The following is a 20,774-nucleotide window of genomic DNA, read 5'->3' on the forward strand; positions in this document are numbered from 1 at the left end:
TTAGGGTCTTTCTTTCTCGAATATCAAGGGAAGCCCGGAGGCGTCTTTTCACCGAACATGGCCGCGCCGGCGGCGGTCCAAGTTCCCGAGGCCATGAAGGCGTGCTGGGCGACGCATGCCGCATCGACCATGATCCGGCCCAAGGGATGGCCGCGCACCATCGCGCCGGTGCCGCCCATCACGAAGGCCATGCGGGCGATCTCGGCCGCCTCTTCGGCGGCATGGGTGGCGGCGAGGCGCAGGCGGATATGGGTCTCGCGCTCGACCGCGGGGGCATGGGCGAGCTGGTCCCATGCCGCTTCGACGATCTCGAAGAACTGCGCGCGGGCACCGCTGAGGCGGGCCTCTGCGCGGGCCAGATCGGCCTGAACATGAGGGCGCGCGCCGGGGCTGGGCGCGCCGGTGATCGAGGCGCGGGAGGCCGCATCCGAGCGGATCCAGTCCAGCGCCTCGCGCGCCGTGCCGAGGCCCACCACGGCCAGCACTTGCGCCGCCAAGGCCATGGCGGGATAACGGAAGATGCGGTCCTCCATCGCGGATTTCGCGCCGCGCACGAAGGTCCATTCCGGCGCGACCACGACCTTGTCCACGACGATGTCATGGCTGCCGGTCGCGGTCAGACCGATCGTGTCCCAGGTCTCGTCGATGGTCACCGACGCACGCGGCATGACGGCGGTGCGGGGCAAGGGATTGTCCTCGCCCTCGACCTTGATGCCCGCGCCGATCAGATCGGCACCCATCGAGCCCGAACCATAGGGCCAGCGCCCAGAGACCTCAAAGCCGCCCTCGACGCGGCGCGCGGGCTGCGGCGGGAACATCGCGCCGGCAAAGACCGTGTCGGGATCGGTCCCGAATATCGCGGCATAGGTCTCGACCGGCAGGGCCGCGAGATAGGTCGAGGACACGCCAAAGCTTGCCACCCAACCTGCCGAGGCATCGGCGGTCGAGATCCGCTCGATCAGGCGCAGGAAGGCGACGGGGGAAATCTCGTCGCCGCCGAAACGCGCGGGGACGAAGGCGCGATAGATCCCGGCGCGCCGGAAACCCTCGACGATGTCGCGCGGGATATGGCGCAGCTTCTCGAATTCGCCACGCCGGGCGCGGATCTCTGCCAGCAACTCGGCAAGGCCGGGTTGGACAGCAGGTTTGAGGCTGAGAACTTCGTTCATGCAGTCGACTCCTTGGTCGCAAGGGCGGTCAGGCGCGGTTCGATCCATCGTGCGATGGCGCAAAGCCGCGCGTCGTCGTTCATTCGGCCCACGATCTGGAGTCCGGCGGGCAAGCCCGCATCCGTCCGGATCGGCAGGACCAGTGATGGATGGCCCGACAGGTTGAAAGGGCGCAGAAAACGGGTCAAAGGCAGCACCGCCGCAGGGTCCGAGGCTTCGGCCAGCCGGGGCGGCACACGGGGCAATGCCGGCAAGAGCAGCGCATCGCAGCCCTCAAGTGCGGCATCCACCTCGGCGCGGAAAACCTCTCGCGCTTCCTCGGCCTCGGCGATCTCGGCCGCGCCGATCCGCGTCCCTGCCGCGATGCGCTGGCGCACATCTTCGCCGATCAGGTCCTGCCGCAGATGCGAAAAGGCCGCGGCCGTTTCGGCGGCGATCAGCGTCATTCCGGCAGCAAAGGCCCGGTCCAGCCCGGCAAGGATCATACGATCCTGTGCCAGCGCCGCGACAGGCGCGAAAGCAGCGGAAATCTCGTCATCGGTCGCGACGAGGATTTCCCTCAGGCGCGGATTCTCGACCTGACGAGCAGGCTGAAAGCCGGGATCCATGAGCGCCATCGCCGCCTCGATCCCGGCGGCGTCGCGGGCGAAGGGACCGATGCAATCAAGCGAGCTTTCCGCCGGCGTCGCGCCCTGGCGCGGGATCCGCCCGAAGCTGGGCTTCAGCCCGGCAATGCCGCAGCAGATCGCCGGCTGGCGGATCGAGCCGCCGGTATCGGTCCCGATCGCGAAATCCACCGCACCCGCAGCGACGGCGGCGGCCGACCCCGAGGATGAGCCCCCCGGAATGCGGTCGGGCCAATTCGGGTTCTGCGCCGTGCCGGTATGCGCATTCACCCCGGTCATGCCAAAGGCCAGCTCATGCATATTGGCCTTGCCCCGGATCCGGCATCCCTGACGCAGGAGCCGCGCGACAACCGCCGCATGGGCGCTTGCCTCTGACCGATCGCTCAGCGCGGCCGAGCCGCATCCGGTGACCGTGCCCGCGATGTCGATGCAATCCTTGACGACAAGGCTGGGCCCCTGCCCACCGAGGTGAAGTGATGCGACAAGCGCATGGTCTGGGAAGTTTGCCTGGGTCATTGCGATCCTTGGTCGCGGCAATCTGCCGCCTTGACTTCACGTATTACATGAAAGTTACCGCAATATCGCCGTCGGTCAACGGAATTTTCCGTTCGTCGCCTGATTTTTTAATTACAATCAGTAACTTGAATGGAAAACGGCTTCGCATCCCCTTGGGCATGCGAAGTCATGTCTCTGCCGGAACAGGGTAGCAATTACATTCTTTTTCATGCAACAGAAAAATGTCTTTCGCGCGGGACACTCTGCGATCTGCCGTGATCTTACGCAAAAGCCCGACAAAGGACGCCAACTTGTCGGAATATTCGCGTGAATATTCCTGCTTGATTCGCGACCCGGCGCTCCTCTAGCGTCGGCCCTGCCCTTTCCCCATGAACCGAAGGATCCGCCATGTCCATGATTGCGCAAGCCACGCTCGACCATCTGATCGCCCGCATCGAAATACTGGAGGCCGAGGCCGAGATCCGGAGGATTCAGGCCCGCTACATGTTCCTCTGTGACACGCCGCTCCCGGAATACGCCGTGGCCAGTGATGCCGAACGCATCGACCGCATCATGGAACTCTATGCCGAGGATGCGGTCTGGGAAGGTGTGGGCGAATATTACGACAACCAGTTCGGCAAAGCCGAAGGTGCCGCCGCCATCCGCCGGCATTTCGAAGGCTTCTGGGGCCAGAAACGCGACCCGGAACTGGTCCTGAACTGCCATTACCTGACCTCCGAGCAGATCCATGTCACGGGTGACACCGCCGATGGCCAATGGGTCCACATGCAGCCTTGGCTGTTCTCGGATGGCAAGGCATTGCTGCGCTCGTCGCGGCTGAACAACAGCTTCCGCAAACAAGACGGCCAGTGGAAGATCACGCGCACCCGGACCGAGAATGTCTTCATCGCCCCCCTGCCCGCCGGCTTTGCCTCGGATTATCCCCGCAAGTCGGTCCTGATGAAGCCCTGACCGGCTGGGGCGCATGTCCCGAGTCCCGCGCAGGGGGTGCGCCCCATTGCCACTTCGGTCGATCTCGCCGAGGTCGATGGGCTAAGACAGGATGGACGGGCCGGACGGATGGCGATCATCGCGCCCTCCGATCCCGGCATGGTCCATGCCGGAACCCGTCAGGCGCGGCGACACTAGAACAGGGCGGTCCAACCTCGGCGCAAGGCCGATGTTTTCGTTTTGTTCGCGAGAATTTGTCCGGTCCCAGATGCGTTCTCATCCCTTTTGCACTGGCTCACCAAATGCGCCTGCGGCCAGCCTCCCACATGCTAGCCGCAGTATCATCTTCAAACGCGGATCCTCGCGACCCCTTCCCCGTGGGGAAGATCACTCGATCTGATCCAGCAGCGAGGCTACGGCCGCTTCAAGCCTCCTGCGGTCCACAGCGGTAAAGTCGCGCGTCAGCCGGATCTCCAGACGGCCATTGGCTGCCGTGCATTTTGCATTCCCCTGGGGACGGGCGATCTGGAAGGTGGTCTTGGCCTTGCCGCTGGGTACCGCCTCCCCCTTGGTTCGGGGCACCAGCTCTTCGCTTTCAATGTCGCCCCCCTGCCCCACGAAGCGACGCAGGATCTCGAGTTCGTCCTTGGGTGAACGCGTGTCCCAATCCTTCAGCTCTGCCTTGACCGCCGCGACAAGCCCCGGCATTTCATCAAGCTTGCTCGACAGGGCAAGGCCAAGTGCGCGGGGAATTTCGCGCGGATACATCAGCACCTCTCCCAGACGCTCGACCACGGGGATGAAGTTGCGGATATAGCTGCGCTTCTGGTAGCCGGCCGATTTGAACAGGATCGCCACGGCGCGCTCGGGGTCGTTTTCTGCCGTTGCGGGGTCCATCGCGTAATGCAGGGCCAGCTGCGCCATCTCGGCGAAAGAGATGTCCTTGCGGACCATGTTCTCATCGACCATGCGCCGGTAAAGCTGTTCAAGCTCATCGCCTCGGGCCGCGATCCCGGCTGGGATCCGCCCCCAGGTCTCGGCATCCCCGGTCTCTTCAAGAAGCTGCCGAAAGGCCGAGAGCCTCCGCCAGCCCTGGATCAGCTCATAGCGCCCCTGCCCCGCCGGCTCGACCCGGATCGGGTTCGACAGCCCGATCTCGCGGATCGATTCCACCAGTTCGGCCAGTTCGAAATCCGGCCCCGCCGCCCGGTCGCGGACCAGCTTGACCGTGTCGATCGCCTCCAGTGGAATGAGATCGGTGATCAGCCCGGCCCGCTTCAGCCGGACATGCTCTTGCGCCAAGGCGTCATTCTCGGCGCGGATCTGCGCTTCGATCTGGGCCCGCTCCCGGCTCGATTCCGCGGCCTCGGTGATCGCCGCGGCCATGGGACCACGGCGTTGCGGCACCTCCTCCTTCCCCGCGGGGAAGGTTTCGGACTGCTCCTCCGGCAATTCGATATCGAACATGCGACGCTTGCGGCTCATGCCTCGGCCTCCATCTTGCTCCATGCCGAGATGACATGGGACTTGAATTCCTCATAGGCTTGATCGAAGGTCGCGCGTGCCCGACGCCAGGTCCCGCGCGTCATCTCGCGATAATCGATCTCATAAATGGAACTCAGGAATCGGCCGGATTGCTCGACCGCACGGGTCAGTTCGATCGGATGGTCGGCCATACGATCGCCAAAGACCTGACGAAAGGCATTGAACATGGCCTGGTGCAGATCATTGGACGGCTCATAGCGGGTCATCAGGAAGCGGACATCGGCGAATGCCTTGGGCAGCGCGACCTTCCCCGTGGGGAAGTTGTCGAAACCATGCGACAGGTCCTCGAGTGCCTCGGCGAGCTGACCGATGAAGCTCGTCGTCGAGTCGTATTCCCAGTAGCCGGGACCCGAGGGGATATAGAGCATGTCCGCGGCAAAGACCGCATTCATCGACTGGTAGCCGATGGCAGGCGGGCAGTCGAACAGGATCAGGTCATAGGCATCGTCCGACAGGCTGTCGAGAAAGCGCGACACCGCGCCAAAGAAGGTCCATTCCGGATTCAGATGGCGATACTGCGCGCTGGCGAACTCGACAAAGGCGGCGTTGGCGCAGCTGGGGACAATGTCGATGGTGGGCCAGGCCGTCGGCTTGATGAAGTCCGCCGGGCGCAGCGTACCCAGGCCCATGTCCCGGATCGAGGCGGGCAGCTTGCGCTGGGGCAGGGCGGTGCCCGTCTCGGCACCGGCCGAGGCCGCATTCATCCGGTCGGTCTCGCGTTCAAGATCGCGCGCCATGATCCCCCAGACCGTGTGATCCTCACCGACATCCGACAGGCCCATGGAGTGGCTCAGCGTCGCCTGGGGGTCGAAATCGACGACAAGGACGCGGTAGCCGTCCAGCGCCGCGGCATGGGCGAAATGCAGGGCCACCGTGGACTTGCCCGCACCGCCCTTGAAGTTGGCGATGGCGGCGCGGAAGGCGCGCTTGCCTTCGGGGCGCGGCGGCATCAGCGAACGCTTGTTGACCCGGATCCGGCGGCGCAGCTCATTGATCTCGTCGAGCGAGAACCAGCGCTGGCGGCCATCCTCTTCGACTTCCCCGAGGGGAAGATGCGGCTCGGCGGCGAGCTTGCCGCGGAAGGTCGACTGGTTGATGCGGAAGATCAGCTCGGCCACCTCCCAGCTCGAGAAGCGGCGCAGGGTCTTTTCGCTGTCCGGGCTGAAGGTCTGTCTTCTGATCCAGCCCTGCATCTTGAGCGATTGGGACTGAAGCCGAGCGAGGTCTTCGTGCGTAAACATGTTTTGCCTGTATTCAAGGACGCAAATAATCAGTGTCTTCGGTTTTACGCCGGATTTGCGCTTTTGGCAAAAGCGAAGTTCAATATGGCTCGACTATTTCCTGCGAGGAGAATTCCCCGGCGAATCGGCGCCATCCCCGCGCCTCACCCTCAGAGACCGGAAAGTGATTCGGTGCAAACTCAAGGGGATGTATTGGGGGACGTCGCCACGTCCAGAACTGGGAAATAGGGGACATTTCCAACCGAATGGGGGTCACCCAAGATGTCCCGCAATACCATTGATACCATTTTTCATTCGGATTTTTCGGCGCAGATCCCGGCGAGCGCGCCAGGCTCTTGACAGAATCGTCAACCTGGACGCAAATTCGGTGAAGAAAGCGAAAAGCGTTGTGTTCCGGTGGCTCAAAGCCGGATCACCGCCAGAGCCGGATGAGAACAGACCGTCCCAAAGGACGGCATCGAGGATGGCCGGGACTTCCGGCGGGCAGGGCATAGATGCAGACGATCAAGGCCGTCGGACGGGACGCGGCTGCGAAGAAATATGACCTTCTCTCGGCCATGATGGCCCATGCGCTTGCCGGTGACCAGAACCGGCAACGGCTGGTGCTGCGTCTCATGTCGCTGATCACGACACGCTACAACTGGCAGCGCGACGAACTGACCATCGGCCAACGCGAGATCGCCCGGCTGTGGTGCGTCGATGAACGCACGGTCAAGCGCGACATGTCCCGGCTCAAGGGTCTGGGTTGGATCGAGGTCAAGCGGCAGGGCGCGCGCGGCCGGGTTTCGGTCCTGGGTCTGAATCTTGGGCGGATCATGCAGGACACGCGCCCGGAATGGGGCAATATAGGCGAGGATTTCGTCCAGAGGGCAGGGGGGCCCGATCAGGTCGAGGAAAGCCGCGTCATCCCCTTTCCGCGATCCGCTCCGGCAATGCCGCTGGACGGGGTCTGGGCGCAAGCCTGTCACTTGCTGTCCCAAGAGGATGGCACGATCTGCGATGCCTGGTTCGCCCCGCTGGCCGAGGCTGGCAGCGACGAAGGCTGTCTGACCCTGATCGCGCCCAGCCGGTTTCACGCCAATTACATCCGCACCCATCTGATGGAACGGCTGCGTCTCGCCGTCCAGCGCAGCGATGGCACGTTGACGCGGGTAAGGATCGAAACCCGGTGAAGAGGCTTGCAATCCGATCATGTGATCGCCAAATATGGATCAGCTGACAGGGAGCCTGCGATGAACGTGACAAGTGAGACGCTGCGCATCGCCGATGTTCTGGGCCTGCATGGCGCGGTCCGGGATAGGCTGAGCATGGCCCGAAACGTGGCCGAGGGGCTTCCGGCGGAAAGCGCCCGCCATGTTCATGACCGGATCGGTGCGTCGCGGTTCTATCGCATCCTGCCGGAAGCGACCTATCGCCGGGTCCGTCGGCTCGACAAGCCGCTGACCCGCGAAACCAGCGAGAAGCTTTATGAATTCGCGCGGGTCTATGAGCTGGCGCTGCGGCTTTACGGCGGCGACCATGACCGCACCATGCGCTTTCTGGAGACGCCGCATCCGCTGCTGGGTGGTCAGGCGGCGCTGGATGTCGCGGTCTCCAGTTCGGCCGGGGCGGATGCGGTCAGCGAGCTTCTGCATCAGGCCGAGGCCGGATTCGCCGCCTGATGACGCATCGCCGATTCGATGCGGAACGCCGCGCCTGGCGGATCGGCGATCCGGCCGGCCGCTATCCGATCTGGAGCGATGCGGGGGCGCTGCGTCATGCCGGCCGCTGGCACAGGGCAGGGGATCCGGTGATCTATGCCTCGGAGCATTTCTCGACCGCGATGCTTGAGAAGCTGGTGCATTTCGCGGGGCTCTTGCCTGCGAACCAGCACGCGATCGAGATCCGCATACCCGCCGGCATCAGCTATGAGGTCTTTGCCGATCATCAGGCCCCGGATTGGCGTAGCCCCGGTTCGGTCGAGGCGGCCGAGTTCGGGCATCTTTGGGCGCAGGAGCGCCGCTCGGCCGTGCTGCTGGTGCCGAGCGCGCTTGCACCGGTCGAATTCAACCTGCTTTTCAATACCGGGCATCCGGAATTTTCGCGCATCCTTCCCGGTCTGGAAGTGCCGATCGCCTGGGACCGTCGGCTGCTGCCCTGAGCGGAAGCCGGGCTGGCCCGAATGCCACGTCCGACCTTTTCGTCGCGCGGCACAGGCCAAGTTTCGCTTGTGCCGGTCCCGGATTTGGCGCAATAGGATTCCCCATAAAAATAATAGGGATTGGCGCGGCCGAACGGGCGGAACGCCACCGACAGTGATCTTTACGAAAGGACCGCAACATGCGTCTTTCCCCGCGTTTCGCCTTGCTGGCCGGAAGCAGCCTGATGGCGCTTGCCCTGCCCGCGATGGCGCAGGAAACCGAAACCAGCCAAGGCGTGGTTCTGGACGAGGTCGTGCTGGATGCGACGGCCCCGACCCAGGGCTATGTCGTGCCGACCACCCAGATCGCCACGAAGACCGAAACCCCCGTGCTGGAGATCCAGCAATCGGTTTCCGTCGTCACCACCCAGCAGATGCGCGATCAGGGCGCGGCCTCGGTGGGGCAGGCGCTGCGCTACAGCGCGGGTGCCGTGGCCGAACCCTATGGCGCGACGCCGGGCTTTGACGAGCCCAATATCCGGGGCTTTGGCTCGAACAACTCGCAATATCTGAACGGCCTGCGTTTCATCCGCAAGTTCGGCGCACCCTCTTACGAGCTATACGGCCTCGAGCGGGTCGAATTGCTGCGCGGTCCGTCCTCGTCGCTTTACGGCGCGGGCTCGCCGGGGGGCATCGTCAACCTCGTGCAGAAGCACGCCCAGGTCGAAGACTTTGCCGAATCCGGCATCGGCTTTGGCAGTTTCGGTGATGCCAGCCTGTTCTTTGACGTCAACCGCGCGCCCTCCGACGCTCTGGCATGGCGTCTCACGGGGCAACTCAGCCAGACCGAAGAGCAGGTCGAGGACGTGACCAATGACCGGGGCTACCTGGCCTCGGCGTTCCGGTGGCAGATGGACGAGGTCTCGACGCTCGATCTGCTGATCTCGTATCAGAAGGACAGCCCGATTTCGCCGGCCGGCGTGCCCTTTGCCCTGACCGAGATCGCCGATGGCGATGATCTGCGCGACTTCTACGCGGGCTATCCCGACGAGACGGACAGCGATCGCCGCATGTTCAATTTCGGCGTGGAATATGGCCGCGATTTCGACAATGGCTGGCGGCTGGAACAGGGCTTCCGTTATCAGAAGTTCGATTGGGACTATAATATCTTCACGTCGAACGCGCTTTCCGCAGATGGCAATTATATCGACCTGAACCAGACCATTCAGCAAGAGGACAGTTCGGCCCTGAATGTCGATACCCGGTTCAAGGGAGAAGTGGCCACCGGGGCGGCGACGCATCGGCTGCTCTTTGGCCTCGATATCATCCGCAACAAGCTCGATAACACCACCCATTTCCTGTATCCGCAGGATATCGACTGGCGCAACCCCGATCGAGATATCGATGTCGTGGGCGAGGAATGGTATGTGAAGCGCGAGGATCTGACGATCACACAGATCGGCCTCTATGCGCAGGACGAGATTTCCTGGAACAATTGGCGGATGTCGGCGGGGCTGCGTCACAGCTGGGTCAAGCAGACCGGCGATGTAAACTCGGCGTTCATGGGCTTCCCGTCGAGTTCGGACGCCTATCAGAAGGATGAGGCGACGACCGGCCAGATCGGCCTGTCCTATCTCTTCGACAATGATCTCGCGCCCTATATCGCCTATTCGACCTCGTTCGACCCCGAGATCGGCACGGACCGCAATGGCGATCCGTTGAAGCCGACCGAGGGCAAGCAATGGGAAGTGGGCGTCAAGTATCAGCCGACGGCCGATATCCTGCTGACCGCCGCAGTCTATGATCTGAAGCAGACCAATGTCGTGCGCAGCGACGAGAGCTTCCAGACCTTCCAGATCGGCGAGGTGCATTCGCGCGGCGTCGAGCTTGAGGGCACCGCCGAACTGGCCCAGGGCTGGGATATTCGCGCCGCCTATACCTATACCGATGCCCGCCAAAAGGGTGATGCGCGCGAAACCGGGCCGTTCCTGGATGGCAACCGCGCCGCGAACTCGCCCTACCACATGGCGTCGGTCTGGCTGGATCGCGATTTCGGCAATGGCTACCGCGCCGGCGGCGGCGTGCGCTATGTCGGCGAGCGTTTTGGCGACGATGCCAACGATTATCCGCTGGACAGCTATACGCTGCTCGATCTGGGCGCGAGCTATACCCGCGACAATATCGAAGCCTCGCTCAACGTCCTGAACCTGACCGACGAGACCTATCTGGCAAGCTGCAGTTCCTTCTACTGCAACTATGGCGAAGGTCGCGAAGTTCAGGCGCGGCTGACCTACAAGTGGTAACAGCCGGGGCCCAGATCGGGCGCCGTGCCTTGATGCTGTCCGTCGCCGCATTCGCGGCGGCGGGCTATTCCCTTGCGGCTGCGCCTCAGGGCGCGCGACTCGCCGCGATCGATTGGGCGATGCTCGAAACCGCCATCGCGCTGGGACAGATGCCCGAGGCGGCTTGCGAATTGGTCAGCTACCGGGCGCAGGCGATCGCCCCCGAGATATCCCGTGAGGTGGTGGATCTGGGGCTGCGCGGCGCGCCGAATTACGAATTGCTTCAATTGACGCGGCCGGATCTGATCCTGAGCTCGCCATTCTATATCCAGCACGAGGCGCGGCTGGCGCGCATCGCGCCGGTGCTCTCGGTTCCGTTCTATGTTCCGGGCGAACCACCTCTGGCCAAGGCGATGGCGGCGCTGGACATTCTGGGCGACAGGATCGGCAGGACCGATGCAGCCCGGCTTGCCCGAGCCGAGGCCGAGGCGCGCTTTGACGCTCTGGCGGCGCGGCTCGAACCATATCGCGACCGGCCGGTCTGTCTTGTCGATATCGGCGATGCGCGGCATCTGCGTGCCTTTGGCTTTGACAGCATGTTCGGCGATGTGCTGACCCGTCTGGGGCTCACGAATGCCTGGGCTGGCCGGACCCGTTTCAGTTTCCTTGCACCGATCCCGCTCGAGCGTCTGGCCGAGATGCCCGAGGCGCGGCTGGTCCTTGTCGGAGATGTCGCCGTCGAGGCGCGTCATGCGCTGCGCCGCAGCGTGTTATGGGAATCCCTGCCGCAGGTGGCCGAGGGGCGGCTCTACCGGCTGCCCGGCGTCAATCCCTTTGGCGGAGTGCCGGCCGGACGGCGTTTCTCCGAACTTCTGACCCTTGCGCTTGAGCGGGGACCGTTATCCGCATGAAATCCTTACTGATCATTGCTGCCAGCGCTATGCTGGCGCTGGCGCTGTGGTATGCCGCCGCCCTGGCCATCGTGCCCGGTCCCTGGCCCGTGCCGCCCTTTGACCCGTCGGCGATGGGGCTGGACGAGATCCTCCTGGCCTTCGGGCATATGCCGCGTGGGGTGATCGCGCTGCTCGCGGGGGCGGCGCTTGGTCTTTCGGGCGCGCTGTTGCAGGCCGTCCTGCGCAACCCGGTGGCGGATCCGACCACTTTGGGGATCTCTTCTGGCGCGCAGCTTGCGCTGGTCATGGCGACGATCCATGCGCCGGGCCTGCTCGATCAGGGCCGCTGGCCTGTTGCGATGGCCGGGGCAGGGGCGGCGGCGGCTCTGGTCATGGCGATCGGCGCGCGCCGCGCCTTTGCGCCGGTGACCATGGTGATCGCGGGGATGCTGGTCGCGATGACCGCCTCGGCCATTGCGACGGCGGTAACGCTGGCGCGCGGGGAATATCTGCTGTCTCTGGTGATCTGGAACGGCGGCTCGCTGGTGCAGCAGGATTGGAGCGGGGTGGGCAAGCTCTCGCTGGTCCTGCTGATCTGCGCTGCGGGCGCGGCGGTTCTGGCCCGGCCGCTGCGCGTCCTGTCGCTGGGCGCGGCGGGCGCGACGGCGCTTGGCATGAATGTCGGGCTGGTCCGTTTCGCGGTTCTGGTGCTGGCCGTGGTGCTGGCCGCGACGGTCTCGGCCGAGCTGGGGCTGATCGGGTTCGTCGGGCTGGCCGCGCCGGCTCTTGCGCGCAGCCTTGGCGCGCGCAGCGTCGAGCAGGTGCTGGCGCTCGCCCCGCTTCTGGGCGCGCTGATCCTGTCGGTTTGCGACGGGCTGGTCCTGACGGTCGCGGGCCTGAGCGGCGAGATGTTTCCGACCGGCGCGCTGACCGGGCTGATCGGCGGGCCGCTGCTTCTGTGGTTGCTGATGCGGCTGCGCGGCTCGACCCCGCCCGGCACCGAGGCGGCCGAGGGTCTGGCTCCGCGGATTGCCCGGCCGGGTCGGGCCTTGCTTGGTCTGACGGCGCTGCTGCTGGCGCTTGCGCTGCTGCTGGTCTGGATCGGCCGCCTGCCGCAGGGCTGGGCCGTGCTGGATTGGCCGAGTTTCCGCGCCTTTCTGCCGCTGCGCCTGCCGCGTCTGGTCGCGGCGGCGGCGGCGGGGGCGCTGCTTGCGCTGTCGGGAGCGATCCTGCAACGGATGACCGCCAATCCGCTCGCCTCGCCCGAGGTGATGGGCGTCGCGGGCGGCGCCTCGATCGGCTATGCCGCGACGCTGTTCCTGTTCGCGGCGCCGGGAAATGGGCTGCGCATGATCGGGACGATGCTTGGCGGCGCATTGGCTCTGGCGCTGGTCGCAAGCTACGCCCGACGCCGGGATATGCCGCCCGAGCGCGTGCTTCTGGCCGGGATCGCCGTCTCGTCCATGGCAGCGGCGCTGCTTTCGGCGGTAATGGCGACGGGCAGCGCGCAATCCTGGCAGGTTCTGGCATGGCTCAGCGGCTCGTCCTCGACCGTGGGATGGGGGCAGGCGGTGCTGCTCTGTCTGCTCGCGCTGGTGCTTCTGGCGCTTGCCCTGCGCGCAGCGCGCTGGCTCGCGATCCTGCCCTTGGGGGCCGAGGTCTCGCTGGCGCTTGGCTTGCCGCTGGACCGCGCGCGATTGGGTTTGATCGCGCTGGCGGGGCTGGCAACCGGGGCGGCGACGCTGCTGGTCGGCCCGGTCAGCTTTGTCGGGCTGATGGCCCCGCATCTGGCGCGCCGGATCGGCTTTGCCCGCGCCTCGGATCAGGTGCTGGGCGCGGTCTTGCTGGGCGCGATCCTGATGACTGCGGCGGATTTCGGCGCGCGAATGGCGGGCTTTCCCTATGAATTGCCGCTGGGGCTGTTCGCCTCGCTTCTGGGCGCGCCCTGGCTGATCTGGCTGATGATGAGGACAAGGCGATGAGCGAGCCGCTTTTCACCATGAGGGGCCTATGCGTCGATGTGCCTGGCCGCCGGTTGCTGGACGGGGTGGATCTGACCCTGCCGCGCGGGCAGGTCGTCGCGCTGATCGGCCATAACGGCTCGGGCAAGTCCACGCTGTTGAAGACGCTGGCCCGACAGATCGCGTTTAGCGCGGGCGAGGTCCGCTTTGCCGGCCGGGGCCTCACCGATTGGGCGGCGCGGGACTTTGCCCGCGCGCTGGCCTTCATGCCGCAGAACACGCCCCCGGCCGAGGGCATGACGGTGCGCGAACTGGTCGCGCTTGGCCGCTATCCCTGGCATGGCGCGCTTGGCCGTTTCGGGCGGGACGATCACGCCGCGGTTCAGGCGGCGCTGGACGAATGCGCGATCACACCCTTGTCCGAGCGTCTGGTGGATACGCTGTCTGGGGGCGAGCGGCAGAGGGCATGGCTGGCGATGATGGTCGCGCAGGAGGCCGGGACGCTGCTGCTCGACGAGCCGATCTCGGCGCTCGACATCGCGCATCAGGTCGAAGTGCTTTCGCTTGTGCGCCGCATGTGCCATGAGCAAAACCGCAGCGCCGTGGTGGTGTTGCACGAGGTCAATATGGCCGCGCGTTTCTGCGACCATGTCGTCGCCCTGAAGGGGGGGCGCCTTGCCTTGCAGGGCAGCCCGGCCGATCTGATGCGGCCCGAGGCGCTGGCGCAGGTCTATGGGCTGCCGATGCAGGTGCTGCGCTGCGAGAACGGGACGCCCGTCGCCATTCCCGCCTGACGAATGATAGGACTGCTATGCTGCGCGATTTCTTCGCATATTACCGCCCCTGGATGGGCCTTTTCTGGCTGGATTTCGGCTGCGCCGTGGTCTCGGGTCTGCTGGAACTCGCCTTTCCCGTGGCGATCACGGCCTTTATCGACCATCTTCTGCCGCAGGGCAATTGGAGCCTGACCATCGCCGCCGCGATCGGGCTGATGGCGCTTTATGCGGTCAATACCGGGCTGATGTCGGTGGTGATCTACTGGGGCCATATGCTGGGCATCAATATCGAGACCGAGATGCGCGCGCGCGCCTTCGACCATCTGACCCGGCTTTCCTGGCGCTGGTTCGACCGGGCCCGCACCGGCAAGCTGGTCGCGCGGGTGACCCGCGATCTGGAGGAAATCGGCGAGGTCGCCCATCACGGCCCCGAGGATGCGTTCATCGCGCTGATGACCTTTGTCGGCGCCTTCCTTCTGATGTTCTGGATCAACCCCCAGCTTGCGCTGATCGTGGCGCTGGTCGTGCCGGCGATGCTGGCGCTGGTCATCGTCTATGGCGGGCGCATGACGCGGACCTGGCGCGCGATCTATGCCCGCGTCGGGGATTTCAACGTCCGCCTCGAAGAGGCGCTTGGCGGGGTGCGCGTCGTGCAGGCCTTTGGCAACGAGGCGCATGAGACCGAGCTTTTCGCCAGCGACAACCTGAATTACCGCAAGACCAAGCTCGAGGCCTATAAGGTCATGGCCGTGTCCTCGGCGCTGCAATATATGGGGCTGCGCCTCGTGCAGGTGCTCGTGATGGTCGTCGGCGCGGGGTTCGTTCTGTCGGGCGATCTGACCACCGGGGGCTTTGTCGGCTTCCTGCTGCTGGTCGGGGTCTTCTACCGGCCCTTGGAAAAGATCGCCGCCGTGATCGAGACCTATCCGCGCGGCATCGCGGGTTTCCGCCGCTATCAGGAGCTTCTGGCCACCGATCCCGAGATCTGCGATGCCCCGCAGGCGATCGACGCGCCCGCCCTGAAGGGCGATATCCGCTTCGAGAATGTCGGTTTTGCCTATGACAGCGGCCGCGAGATCCTGAAGGGGATCGACCTTTCGATCCAAGCCGGCGAGACCGTGGCCTTTGTCGGGCCCTCTGGCGCGGGCAAGACGACGCTGCTCGCCCTGCTGCCGCGTTTCTACGAGCCGACCTCGGGGCGGATCACGGTTGATGGCCTGGCGCTGGACGAGATGAAGCTCAACAGCCTGCGCCGCCAGATCGGGCTGGTCAGTCAGGACGTGTTCCTCTTTGGCGGCACGCTGCGCGAGAATATCGCCTATGGCCGCCTGGGTGCGACGGATGCCGAGATCATGCGCGCGGCCGAACAGGCCCAGCTTGGCCCGATGATCGCAAGCCTGCCCGAAGGGCTGGACACGGTCGTGGGCGAACGGGGCGTGATGCTTTCGGGCGGCCAGAAGCAGCGGGTGGCGATTGCGCGGGCCTTTCTCAAGAATCCTCCGATCCTGATCCTGGACGAGGCGACTTCGGCGCTGGACAGCCAGACCGAGCGCGAAATCCAGACCGCGCTGGACGCGCTTGCGGTCGGGCGCACCACGCTGGTCATCGCGCATCGTCTGGGGACGATCCGCCATGCTGACCGGATCGTGGTGATGCAAGAGGGCAAGGTTGTCGAGACCGGCACGCATGCCGCGCTGGTCTCGCAGGATGGTGTCTATGCCCGGCTGTCGGGCTGACCCCAATAGGCGGCGGCTGTGAACTGCCGCTTGTTCAGCCCGCGCGCCAGAAGCTGGCGCCGGGCCTCGCGGGCCGCATTCACATGGCCCGCGAACCAGACATGCAGATCTTCGCCCGCCTCGATCGGAGCCGAATCCAAGGCGGCGGCCAGGTTGTCGCAACGCGTGACGCGGGGATCAGCGGCCAGTTCGGCCAGATCCTCGGCATTGGCGCGGATATAGGCTCGGACCGCGCCCGGGGCCAAAGCCAGCATCCGGGCAATGGCGGGCAGCGCGGTCTCATCGCCGAAGAGCCAGAGTTTCTCGGCCTCGGGGCACCAGCCGCCGCCGGGTCCCATCAGTCCGACCGGATCGCCGGCCTGGGCGCGCCCGGCCCAGTCGCAGGTCGGGCTGCCCTCATGGGCGAAGATGTCGAACTCGACCCAATCCTCACGCTGAAGGGCCACGGTATAGACCGGGCGATGCAGCGCATCCTCGCCCTCGGGCCAGCGGGTGCGGCCGTTCTCGGCGATACGGGGCCAGATCGGCGCGCGGCCCTGCGGCGGGATCAGCAGGCGGAAATGCAGGTTGCTATGGGCAAAGCGCTCGGCCTCGGGGCCTTGCACCCTGATCCGGATAAAGCCGGGCGTGCGCCGCGTGCATGAGACAAGCCGCATCAGCGCGAGGCCCGGCGCAAGTGCCCCCGCATCGACATTGTCCCAGTTGATCGCCATGCCATGGCTTTCGAACAATTCGGTGGCGCTGTCCTGCATGATTGCGATCAAGCGCTGTTCGGGGGCATGCAACTCGATCCGCGCGATCCCGTCGCCGGGGATCAGGCAAAGCTCGCTGCCCCAGACATGCATGGTCAGGCTGTCCGGGGTCTCGATCAATTCGACATCCCATTCAGCGGCACGGGCCCGCAGCAAGGCCGCCGCCGCCCCGGAAGCCGAGGAGAATGTGCCGGTGCTGCGATGCGGACGGATCGGAAACATGATGGCCCTTCCAGAATTTCCGCCGAACGTAAACCCAAGTGAAACCATCGGCAATGCCAGAAGCGGCCGGGCGCGGTTTTTCTGATCGGGGCTGGCCCCTCGGGGCGGACTGGGGCAGAAATCGGGACGACAGCGAGCTTGCCGGAGAGGATGCGCCATGACGCTCGGGATAATCGGAGTGGGGCTGATGGGCCACGGCATCGCCCGAAACCTTCTGCTCAAGGGATTTGACCTGCGCTTTCTGGATCACCCCGGAAACCGCCCGGTGGACGAGATCCTGTCGCTGGGCGGCATCTCCTGCGCCAGCCCCGCCGAGGTGGTTTCGGGCTGCGAGGCGGTCATCCTATGCGTGACCGGTTCGGCCCAGGTCGAGGCGGTTCTGACTGGCGCTGAAGGCGTCATCCCGGCAATGCCGCGGGGTTGCATCGTTATCGATTGCTCGACCTCGCTGCCGGATTCGACGTTGCGCATGGCGACATTGGTCCGCGAGTCGGGTGGGGAATTCATCGACGCGCCGATGACGCGGACGGCGCAGCACGCCCATGAGGGCCGCTTGAATCTGCTGGTCGGTGGCGAGGCCGAGGTGATCGGGCGCGCTCTGCCCATTCTGAGCGCCTTTGCCGAAGAGGTGCGTCATGTCGGGACGCAGGGCGCGGGGCACCGCATGAAGCTGCTGCACAATTACGTCTCGCTGGGATCGCTGGCGCTGATCGCCGAGGCGGCCGCCCATGCTGCTGATGGTGGGGTCGATCCCGATGCTTTTGTCGAAGTGCTGGCCAGCGGCGGCGCGGGCGGCACCGCCTTGCAGCGGATTGCGCTTTTCATCACTCAAGGCAATCGCGATGCGCTGCCTTTTGCCATCGCAAACGCGGCCAAGGATCTGGGCTATTATCTGGAAATGGCGCGCGCGGCGGGGGCCACGCATGAGGTGGCGGATGGCATCAGCCGGGCGCTGGATCATGCCGTGAGCCAAGGCCATGGCGCGGATTACGTCCCCGAACTGGTCCGTATTCTGCGCCGGGAATAAAGGAAAACGGCGCCGCTGATGCGGCGCCGGATCACAGTTAGGCAGCGTATTTCTGCACCGCGCCGGGCTGTTTCGCCCAATCGGCATACCATACCTCAAAGAGACGCAGTTGCGCCTCGGCATAGCCGCGCTGGCTGTCGCTGAGCGCGTCGGTCTCGTTGAAATGCAGCAGGTATTCCGGGTTCCCCTTCAGCACCATCATGTGCTTGAAATACAGGACCAGGTCCGGGCCCTCGTCGAAGGAGGACAGCACCGCGAGGGCGGATTCCAGTTCGAGGGCGCGGGCGCGGGCCTCGACATCACCTGCGGCCGCGGCCTGGCTCAGCGCGACCAGATGCAGCACCTCGCGCGGCAGCACGCAGCCGATGCCGGTGATCGCGCCTTTCGCGCCGCAATTCACGAAGCCATGGAAGACGGCGGTATCGACGCCGACCATCAGCACGACATCATCGTCGCGGCTGGTGATGTTCTCGGCGGCATAGCGCAGATCGGCGGGGCCGCCGAATTCCTTGAAGCCGACGAGGCTCGGATGCTCGGCGCGCAGGGCAAAGAACAGGTCGGCGCGGGTCGCGAAGCCGTAATAGGGGCTGTTGTAGATCACCGCTGGCAGGTCCGGCGCGGCGGCGAGGATGGCCTTGAAATGGTCGCGCTGCGCGCTGACCGAGGGGCCGCGCGACAGCACGCGGGGAATGACCATCAGGCCCTGCGCGCCGACGGATTGGGCATGGGCGGCAAGCGCGACGGCCTTGGCGGTATTGATCGCGCCGGTGCCGACGATGACCGGAACGCCGGCCTCGACGAGGCGCGCGACGCCCTCCATCCGCTCTTCATCCGAGATCAGCGGCCAATCCCCCATCGAGCCGCAATAGACCACCGCCGACATGCCGGTCGCGATCAACTCGCGGCCCTTGCGCACCAGCGCGTCGAAATCGGGTTTCCTGTCCGGGGTGCAGGGCGTCATCAGGGCCGGGATACAGCCGGAAAAGATTTGGGCGTTCATGGTCTCTCTCCTGTCGGGCCGGGCCGTGGAGGGCACTGGCTTGGTGGTCGGGTCGACTTTGACAATAGTGTTTGTATTTTTCTTGTCGACAAGTTTTTTCTGCGCGGCAAGAGAAAACTCGCCGATGAGACATGCGGCGGGTTCAGAATGGTATTTCGCGAGGCTTATAGGGCGATCTGCTGCCGCCGGTCGCGCGAGATCAGGCGACGGATCTGATTGACGATCTGATCGGCATGCTGGCTCGCCAGACGGTCGGCGGCGGCGATGTCCTGCGCCTCGATGGCGGCGATGATGTCGTTATGCTCATCGACATATTCCTGCGGCAACCGGTCGTCGAAAGAGGAATAATAGATCCGCAGGATGCGCCGCCCCTCGTCAAGCAGGCGCGAGAAGAGGCCCGTGTAATAGGGATTGCGTCCGGCCTCGGCGATGGCGGCATGGAAGGCGCGGTTGGTCGAGATCATCGCAAGCGCGTCCTGAGTCTCCACCGCATGGGTAAACGCCGCCTGATGCGCGCGGATCTGCGCCAGATCCTCAGTGCTGCGATATTCCGCAGCGAGCCGCGTCGTCACCCGATACATCAGCGTCAGCGCGTCGAAGAAGGTGTGCAGGTTCAGGAAGTCGATATTCGAGACCACCGTCGAGCGGTTCGGCAGGGTGGTGACCAGCCCTTCGCCCGCGAGGCGCACGAGGGCCTCGCGGATCGGAGTGCGCGACATCGAGAGGCGCTCGGCCAGTTGGATCTCGTCGATCGGGCTGCCGGGCGGCATCACGAGATCGATGATGTCGTCGCGCAGGATCTCGTAGACAAGCTTGACGCCCTCGCCGCGCTTGCGCTCTGGGGTGGAGATCGGCTTTGTGCTCATTATGTCTGCCTCATGGGCGGTTTCCTGTCGCTGCCCGCAAGCGGGCCATATGAAATCGTCGGGGACGGGGCGTGAGCCCTAGCGCGCACCCCAACTATCCGAAAGACGGTAGCCCTGCGGCCAGGGGTCCGAAGGATCCAGCATGTGCTGGTGGATGCCGGTGATCCAGCCGCGTCCCGAGATCTCGGGCAGGATCGCCGGGATATTGCCGACTGTCGTGGTCCCGGCAATGCGCCCCTCGAAGGTCGAGCCGATCACCGAGACCGCCGTCAGCCGGTCGCTTTCGCTCATCTGGCCACGGGAATGCAACACCGCCATGCGGGCCGAAAGCGCGGTGCCGGTGGGCGAGCGGTCGACCTTGCCGGGCTGGATCGCGACCGCCGCGCCGGCCCGCAGCCCTTCCGGTCCGCGCGTCACCGGACCGGCGAACAGGCAGAAGGAAAAATGCTTCCACTCGGGCAAGGTCGGATGGCGGAAACGCAAAGCCGCATTGGCGGCATCGGTGATCCTCACGCCAAGGCGGGCAATGTCATGCGCCTCATCCTCGACCAGCTTGAAACCCATGGCCTCGGCATCGACGATGACGAAGCTGTCGCCGCCAAAGGCGGTATCGACCGTCAGCGTGCCCAAGCCCTCGACCTCGAGTTTCTGGTCCAGATCGCCGGCGAAGCTGGGAAGGTTTTGGACAAAGATGCGCTCGGCCTTGCCGTTGCGGCATTCGGCACGGACGCGGACCAATCCGCCCGGTGCTTCCAGTGTCAGGTGGGTTTCCGGCTCGACCATCGGGATCAGCCCGCCATCCAGTAGCACCGTCGATACGCAGATCGAGTTCGAGCCGGACATCGGCGGCGTGTCCTCGGGCTCCATGATGATGAAGGCGGCGTCAGCCTCGGGGTGTTTGGGTGGTACCAGCAGGTTCACATGGCGAAAGACGCCACCGCGCGGTTCGTTCAGGACGAAATTGCGCAGGGTCTGATCGCGGGCGATCCAGCGGCTTTGCTCCCAGATGGTGTCGCCCGGTGGGGGGAGAACGCCCCCCACGATCACATCCCCCACTTCGCCTTCGGCATGGGCGGATATTACATGGATGGTCTTGCTGCTGCGCATGGTTCT

General features: G+C 65.1%; 19 protein-coding genes. 11 read left to right on the top strand and 8 right to left on the bottom strand.

The window, feature by feature from the left end; genetic code table 11:
- Window positions 1-23 precede the first annotated feature (23 nt).
- Both ESZ60_RS09400 and ESZ60_RS09405 read right to left on the bottom strand, forming a co-directional pair.
- Window positions 24-1,169: an acyl-CoA dehydrogenase family protein gene (locus ESZ60_RS09400; RefSeq protein ID WP_134680322.1), complete on the bottom strand. Its 1,146-nt coding sequence runs from the start codon at window positions 1,167-1,169 to the stop codon at window positions 24-26.
- Entirely contained in the window at window positions 1,166-2,311 is a 1,146-nt protein-coding gene (locus tag ESZ60_RS09405; protein ID WP_134680323.1) for an amidase, read from the bottom strand. Before ESZ60_RS09405 ends, ESZ60_RS09400 begins: the two co-directional genes overlap by 4 nt.
- Before the next feature lie 387 nt (window positions 2,312-2,698).
- On the opposite strand from ESZ60_RS09405, the gene ESZ60_RS09410 reads away from it, so the two are divergent.
- Both ESZ60_RS09410 and ESZ60_RS20730 read left to right on the top strand, forming a co-directional pair.
- Window positions 2,699-3,262 carry a nuclear transport factor 2 family protein gene (locus ESZ60_RS09410; protein WP_134680324.1) on the top strand — a complete coding sequence of 188 codons (564 nt, stop codon included), beginning with the start codon at window positions 2,699-2,701 and terminating at the stop codon, window positions 3,260-3,262.
- Window positions 3,263-3,298: 36 nt separating this feature from the next.
- Window positions 3,299-3,439, top strand: a complete 141-nt coding sequence (locus tag ESZ60_RS20730) for a hypothetical protein (RefSeq protein WP_167620101.1) — start codon at window positions 3,299-3,301, stop codon at window positions 3,437-3,439.
- Window positions 3,440-3,628: 189 nt separating this feature from the next.
- On the opposite strand, the gene ESZ60_RS09415 is transcribed toward ESZ60_RS20730, so the two are convergent.
- Together ESZ60_RS09415 and ESZ60_RS09420 are read right to left on the bottom strand one after the other, a co-directional pair.
- A complete protein-coding gene (locus ESZ60_RS09415; RefSeq protein WP_134680325.1) occupies window positions 3,629-4,726 on the bottom strand; it encodes a ParB/RepB/Spo0J family partition protein in 1,098 nt (365 codons plus the stop codon).
- Window positions 4,723-6,027, bottom strand: a complete 1,305-nt coding sequence (locus ESZ60_RS09420; protein WP_134680326.1) for an AAA family ATPase — start codon at window positions 6,025-6,027, stop codon at window positions 4,723-4,725. The genes ESZ60_RS09415 and ESZ60_RS09420 overlap by 4 nt, the downstream gene beginning before the upstream one ends.
- A 494-nt stretch (window positions 6,028-6,521) precedes the next feature.
- On the opposite strand from ESZ60_RS09420, the gene ESZ60_RS09425 reads away from it, so the two are divergent.
- The 8 genes from ESZ60_RS09425 (at window position 6,522) to ESZ60_RS09460 (ending at window position 15,794) form a co-directional block, all read left to right on the top strand.
- Window positions 6,522-7,199 (top strand): DnaA N-terminal domain-containing protein, encoded by a 678-nt coding sequence (locus tag ESZ60_RS09425; RefSeq protein WP_134680327.1) that lies wholly within the window; start codon window positions 6,522-6,524, stop codon window positions 7,197-7,199.
- A 60-nt stretch (window positions 7,200-7,259) separates the two neighbouring features.
- Entirely contained in the window at window positions 7,260-7,688 is a 429-nt protein-coding gene (locus tag ESZ60_RS09430; RefSeq protein WP_134680328.1) for an antitoxin Xre/MbcA/ParS toxin-binding domain-containing protein, read from the top strand.
- Window positions 7,688-8,167: an RES family NAD+ phosphorylase gene (locus tag ESZ60_RS09435; RefSeq protein WP_134680329.1), complete on the top strand. Its 480-nt coding sequence runs from the start codon at window positions 7,688-7,690 to the stop codon at window positions 8,165-8,167. The genes ESZ60_RS09430 and ESZ60_RS09435 overlap by 1 nt, the downstream gene beginning before the upstream one ends.
- Window positions 8,168-8,346: 179 nt before the next feature.
- Entirely contained in the window at window positions 8,347-10,449 is a 2,103-nt protein-coding gene (locus tag ESZ60_RS09440) for a TonB-dependent siderophore receptor (protein WP_245155642.1), read from the top strand.
- Window positions 10,450-10,481: 32 nt separating this feature from the next.
- On the top strand, window positions 10,482-11,339 hold the full coding sequence (locus tag ESZ60_RS09445; RefSeq protein WP_134680403.1) for an iron-siderophore ABC transporter substrate-binding protein: 858 nt from the start codon (window positions 10,482-10,484) through the stop codon (window positions 11,337-11,339).
- A complete protein-coding gene (gene fhuB, locus ESZ60_RS09450) occupies window positions 11,336-13,303 on the top strand; it encodes a Fe(3+)-hydroxamate ABC transporter permease FhuB (RefSeq protein ID WP_134680330.1) in 1,968 nt (655 codons plus the stop codon). The genes ESZ60_RS09445 and fhuB overlap by 4 nt, the downstream gene beginning before the upstream one ends.
- A complete protein-coding gene (locus ESZ60_RS09455; RefSeq protein WP_134680331.1) occupies window positions 13,300-14,076 on the top strand; it encodes an ABC transporter ATP-binding protein in 777 nt (258 codons plus the stop codon). The genes fhuB and ESZ60_RS09455 overlap by 4 nt, the downstream gene beginning before the upstream one ends.
- 17 nt (window positions 14,077-14,093) lie before the next feature.
- Entirely contained in the window at window positions 14,094-15,794 is a 1,701-nt protein-coding gene (locus ESZ60_RS09460; RefSeq protein ID WP_134680332.1) for an ABC transporter ATP-binding protein, read from the top strand.
- Here the strand turns inward: ESZ60_RS09460 and ESZ60_RS09465 are convergent.
- Window positions 15,773-16,768 carry a siderophore-interacting protein gene (locus tag ESZ60_RS09465; protein WP_134680333.1) on the bottom strand — a complete coding sequence of 332 codons (996 nt, stop codon included), beginning with the start codon at window positions 16,766-16,768 and terminating at the stop codon, window positions 15,773-15,775. The two genes, ESZ60_RS09460 and ESZ60_RS09465, sit on opposite strands and share 22 nt — an antisense overlap.
- 157 nt (window positions 16,769-16,925) lie before the next feature.
- Between ESZ60_RS09465 and ESZ60_RS09470 the strand changes: the two genes are divergently transcribed.
- Window positions 16,926-17,795, top strand: coding sequence for an NAD(P)-dependent oxidoreductase (locus ESZ60_RS09470; protein WP_134680334.1), 870 nt, complete (start codon window positions 16,926-16,928; stop codon window positions 17,793-17,795).
- Between the two features lie 37 nt (window positions 17,796-17,832).
- Here the strand turns inward: ESZ60_RS09470 and ESZ60_RS09475 are convergent, their stop codons facing one another.
- The 3 genes from ESZ60_RS09475 to ESZ60_RS09485 form a co-directional block, all read right to left on the bottom strand.
- A complete protein-coding gene (locus ESZ60_RS09475; protein ID WP_134680335.1) occupies window positions 17,833-18,795 on the bottom strand; it encodes a dihydrodipicolinate synthase family protein in 963 nt (320 codons plus the stop codon).
- A 164-nt stretch (window positions 18,796-18,959) separates the two neighbouring features.
- Window positions 18,960-19,661 carry a GntR family transcriptional regulator gene (locus ESZ60_RS09480; protein WP_134680336.1) on the bottom strand — a complete coding sequence of 234 codons (702 nt, stop codon included), beginning with the start codon at window positions 19,659-19,661 and terminating at the stop codon, window positions 18,960-18,962.
- A 78-nt stretch (window positions 19,662-19,739) separates the two neighbouring features.
- Window positions 19,740-20,768, bottom strand: a complete 1,029-nt coding sequence (locus ESZ60_RS09485) for a trans-3-hydroxy-L-proline dehydratase (RefSeq protein ID WP_134680337.1) — start codon at window positions 20,766-20,768, stop codon at window positions 19,740-19,742.
- Between the last annotated feature and the right edge of the window lie 6 nt (window positions 20,769-20,774).

It is taken from the genome of Paracoccus ravus, assembly GCF_004522175.1.
GTDB classification, from domain to species: Bacteria; Pseudomonadota; Alphaproteobacteria; order Rhodobacterales; family Rhodobacteraceae; genus Paracoccus; species Paracoccus ravus.

What these genes read in the sequence shown, in the direction of transcription:
- ESZ60_RS09475 (WP_134680335.1), bottom strand. Translation starts at nt 18,795, where the DNA reads ATGAACGCCCAAATCTTTTCCGGCTGTATCCCGGCCCTGATGACGCCC.
- ESZ60_RS09425 (WP_134680327.1), top strand. Translation starts at nt 6,522, where the DNA reads ATGCAGACGATCAAGGCCGTCGGACGGGACGCGGCTGCGAAGAAATAT.
- ESZ60_RS09415 (WP_134680325.1), bottom strand. Translation starts at nt 4,726, where the DNA reads ATGAGCCGCAAGCGTCGCATGTTCGATATCGAATTGCCGGAGGAGCAG.
- ESZ60_RS09480 (WP_134680336.1), bottom strand. Translation starts at nt 19,661, where the DNA reads ATGAGCACAAAGCCGATCTCCACCCCAGAGCGCAAGCGCGGCGAGGGC.
- ESZ60_RS09405 (WP_134680323.1), bottom strand. Translation starts at nt 2,311, where the DNA reads ATGACCCAGGCAAACTTCCCAGACCATGCGCTTGTCGCATCACTTCAC.
- ESZ60_RS09460 (WP_134680332.1), top strand. Translation starts at nt 14,094, where the DNA reads ATGCTGCGCGATTTCTTCGCATATTACCGCCCCTGGATGGGCCTTTTC.
- ESZ60_RS09435 (WP_134680329.1), top strand. Translation starts at nt 7,688, where the DNA reads ATGACGCATCGCCGATTCGATGCGGAACGCCGCGCCTGGCGGATCGGC.
- ESZ60_RS09420 (WP_134680326.1), bottom strand. Translation starts at nt 6,027, where the DNA reads ATGTTTACGCACGAAGACCTCGCTCGGCTTCAGTCCCAATCGCTCAAG.
- ESZ60_RS09400 (WP_134680322.1), bottom strand. Translation starts at nt 1,169, where the DNA reads ATGAACGAAGTTCTCAGCCTCAAACCTGCTGTCCAACCCGGCCTTGCC.
- ESZ60_RS09410 (WP_134680324.1), top strand. Translation starts at nt 2,699, where the DNA reads ATGTCCATGATTGCGCAAGCCACGCTCGACCATCTGATCGCCCGCATC.
- ESZ60_RS09440 (WP_245155642.1), top strand. Translation starts at nt 8,347, where the DNA reads ATGCGTCTTTCCCCGCGTTTCGCCTTGCTGGCCGGAAGCAGCCTGATG.
- ESZ60_RS09470 (WP_134680334.1), top strand. Translation starts at nt 16,926, where the DNA reads ATGACGCTCGGGATAATCGGAGTGGGGCTGATGGGCCACGGCATCGCC.
- ESZ60_RS09430 (WP_134680328.1), top strand. Translation starts at nt 7,260, where the DNA reads ATGAACGTGACAAGTGAGACGCTGCGCATCGCCGATGTTCTGGGCCTG.
- ESZ60_RS09445 (WP_134680403.1), top strand. Translation starts at nt 10,482, where the DNA reads ATGCTGTCCGTCGCCGCATTCGCGGCGGCGGGCTATTCCCTTGCGGCT.
- fhuB (WP_134680330.1), top strand. Translation starts at nt 11,336, where the DNA reads ATGAAATCCTTACTGATCATTGCTGCCAGCGCTATGCTGGCGCTGGCG.
- ESZ60_RS09455 (WP_134680331.1), top strand. Translation starts at nt 13,300, where the DNA reads ATGAGCGAGCCGCTTTTCACCATGAGGGGCCTATGCGTCGATGTGCCT.
- ESZ60_RS09485 (WP_134680337.1), bottom strand. Translation starts at nt 20,768, where the DNA reads ATGCGCAGCAGCAAGACCATCCATGTAATATCCGCCCATGCCGAAGGC.
- ESZ60_RS09465 (WP_134680333.1), bottom strand. Translation starts at nt 16,768, where the DNA reads ATGTTTCCGATCCGTCCGCATCGCAGCACCGGCACATTCTCCTCGGCT.